General features: G+C 36.4%; 3 protein-coding genes, 1 tRNA gene and 1 pseudogene. 3 read left to right on the forward strand and 2 right to left on the reverse strand.

Annotation, left to right across the window (positions count from 1 at the left end; translation table 11 throughout):
* Positions 1–245 precede the first annotated feature (245 nt).
* Positions 246–321: transfer RNA gene (locus tag J582_RS24675), tRNA-Asn, on the reverse strand.
* A 49-nt stretch (positions 322–370) separates the two neighbouring features.
* Between J582_RS24675 and J582_RS26900 the strand changes: the two are divergent.
* Together J582_RS26900 and J582_RS24680 are read left to right on the forward strand one after the other, a co-directional pair.
* Positions 371–515: pseudogene (locus tag J582_RS26900) on the forward strand (hypothetical protein); the annotation flags it as partial.
* 41 nt (positions 516–556) lie between these two features.
* Positions 557–985 carry a hypothetical protein gene (locus tag J582_RS24680; protein WP_031981994.1) on the forward strand — a complete coding sequence of 143 codons (429 nt, stop codon included), beginning with the start codon at positions 557–559 and terminating at the stop codon, positions 983–985.
* A gap of 14 nt (positions 986–999) precedes the next feature.
* On the opposite strand, the gene J582_RS24685 is transcribed toward J582_RS24680, so the two are convergent.
* The gene (locus J582_RS24685; RefSeq protein WP_016804927.1) at positions 1,000–1,437 is read right to left on the reverse strand and encodes a PaaI family thioesterase; all 438 of its coding nucleotides are present in this window, start codon (positions 1,435–1,437) and stop codon (positions 1,000–1,002) included.
* Positions 1,438–1,622: 185 nt separating this feature from the next.
* Here J582_RS24685 and J582_RS24690 point away from each other — a divergent pair, with 185 nt between their 5' ends.
* A complete protein-coding gene (locus J582_RS24690; protein ID WP_031981997.1) occupies positions 1,623–2,033 on the forward strand; it encodes a GFA family protein in 411 nt (136 codons plus the stop codon).
* Positions 2,034–2,047 lie beyond the last annotated feature (14 nt).

A 2,047-nucleotide genomic window follows, 5' to 3' on the forward strand; every position in this document is an offset into this window, starting at 1 on the left:
CTGGGCTCGAACCAGGGACCTGCGGATTAACAGTCCGTCGCTCTACCGACTGAGCTATGGGAGAATCTGGAAAAGGATTTTAGGCAGGAAAGGGGGCTGGGTCAAGCCTTAATAGCAGAATTAGTGAGAATATCTAATCGTTTGGCTTAAAAATACACGAAACATTGATTTTATTCAAAATAATAGAAAGTTATTAGATGATTAGAAAAGAAAAAACCCGCAATAAATGCGGGCTTTTAGAATCTTGGCTCTCCCACCTGGGCTCGAACCAGGGACCTGCGGATTAACAGTCCGTCGCTCTACCGACTGAGCTATGGGAGAATCTGCATGCGATTATAAGGAGATTTTGACAAGGGTCAAGTGAAAATCGTCATGTTTCCTTCATTTTTGTGTTGTATGCTTCTTATTTGATCAAGTTGAGTAGCGAGGATATAAATTACTTGCACTTTAAAAACTCAATTGCTAGATTCAAAAAAGAACAAGCGTTTGGAGTAATCCAAACAGTGTGGATTTAAACCAACTTGCCAGCACTAAAATGGCTAAATCGGAGATAAGTATGAAAACACTTACTGTTGCTTCTATTTTTTCTAATTTTGATTTTTATCAACGCAATTATCTTAATATTTTAAATCAACCAGAATCTTATTACACACTTGTAGAAGATGCATGGATCAATGCTTTTCCATTTAAAAAGCAGGACTTGTACTTAGGTGACTTATTACAACTCTGGTTTAGTTTAAAATGGGATGCGCATACTTCACTGAAAGTTTTAAAGTGTTCCAAGTTACTAGATCAATCTAAACCCCTCTATATTTTCCAGCTCGAAGGCGAATTATTACTAGGTAAAAATAAAGTCTTAGCTTGGTCTACTCAGCATAATGAAGTGGTCGAGCTTCAACTTAAGAATATTTGGGCACTCTATGTGATTGCACAAACTTGTGACCGTCCAGATCTTCCTGACTTAATAAAAAAGGCAGCCATTTAAAGCTGCCTTAGTTTTCATGGTCGAATGATCATGCAGGTTGCTGTTGCATACGCATAAAGTTTACCTTCTTCATCAATAATTTTACCTTCGGAAATACCTAAGTTTTTACTTAAATTAATGACTTTACCAGTGGCAATTAAAGCCTGATTTTGAGGAATAGGGCGGCACATTTTCACGTTAAGGTCGATGGTGCCATAACCTACACCTGCAGGTAACATCGTATGGACAGCACAGCCAGTCACCGAGTCTAGGACTGTTGCTGCAAAACCACCATGTACACCACCTAATGGGTTTAAGTGATTATGATCTGCTTGTGCTTTGAAAGTCACACATCCTTCAGAAATTTCAGTAGGTTGCATTGGAATAGTTTTGCTTATACTGGCAGGTGGAATGTGACCTTCAATCATGGCTTGTAAAAATTCGAGGCCTGTCATTTCCATAGGATTTTTCATTTTTTGAGTCCTTCAGTAATTAAGTTCTAAAATGGAACTTGATGTTAAATTAGGCGTTAAAATGCATATTGTCAAGTTGGCGAGTATAAGAAATATGACTATTTTATAGTTTATGAACTTGTAAAATGTGGTTGAGTAGAATATTTTATAACCCTAAAAATATAAACTTCTTGTGGAAAATAATAATGAACGGTCAGTGTCTATGCGGTGAAACAACTTTTGAAGTTGAACTAAAAAATCATGATGTACATGCTTGCCATTGTTCGATGTGTCGTAGACAAACTAGTGGTGTCAATATGACAGTTGATGTGGTCAAAGGCAGTTTAAAGTTTATTCAGCAAAAGCATCTTAGTGTATTTAACTCTTCTGACTGGGGAGAACGAGGCTTTTGTAATGCTTGTGGAACAACAATTTTTTGGAGAACGAAAGATCAAAGTTACTGCAATATCAATGCATTTTCTTTAAATGAGCCAGTAGAAGGCATGAATTTAGATATGGAAATTTTTATTGATTCAAAACCCGATTTTTACACTTTTCAAAATCAAACAAAAAAACTAACTGAGGCTGAGGTGTTCGCATTGTTTAACCCAGAATAATTTTAATTATAAAA

The sequence above is a fragment of the Acinetobacter sp. 1566109 genome (genome assembly GCF_000582255.1).
GTDB classification, from domain to species: domain Bacteria; phylum Pseudomonadota; class Gammaproteobacteria; order Pseudomonadales; family Moraxellaceae; genus Acinetobacter; species Acinetobacter nosocomialis.

Bases quoted from the DNA above. Each gene is read 5' to 3' on its own strand.
- J582_RS24685 (WP_016804927.1), bottom strand. From the start codon at position 1,437: ATGAAAAATCCTATGGAAATGACAGGCCTCGAATTTTTACAAGCCATG.
- J582_RS24690 (WP_031981997.1), top strand. From the start codon at position 1,623: ATGAACGGTCAGTGTCTATGCGGTGAAACAACTTTTGAAGTTGAACTA.
- J582_RS24680 (WP_031981994.1), top strand. From the start codon at position 557: ATGAAAACACTTACTGTTGCTTCTATTTTTTCTAATTTTGATTTTTAT.